The 258-nt window shown below is 67.1% G+C and carries 1 protein-coding gene; it reads left to right on the plus strand.

Going from position 1 to position 258, the window contains the following annotated elements:
- A partial coding sequence (locus ACVA58_RS28290; RefSeq protein ID WP_446513555.1) for a hypothetical protein occupies window positions 1–258 on the plus strand: 258 nt, incomplete at both ends.

The following is a 258-nucleotide window of genomic DNA, read 5'->3' on the forward strand; positions in this document are numbered from 1 at the left end:
GGCTGGGCCTTGTGATGTTCGGCGCGGAAGGCTCGCGTACCGATGCCTTCTCGGATGCGCGCTTTGATCTGGGGGCGCTCTCGGTATCGGGCCAGAGCCTGTGGGTGGTCGCGGTGTCGGTGCTGATGATTGTGGCGCTGTACTTCTACTTTGGTCGCACGGTGTCAGGCAAGGCGCTGCGTGCGACGGCCGTGAACCGGCTCGGGGCGCGGCTGGTGGGCATCGGCACCACGCAGGCAGGGCGGCTGGCCTTTACGT

The organism is Photobacterium sp. DNB22_13_2, assembly GCF_052873915.1.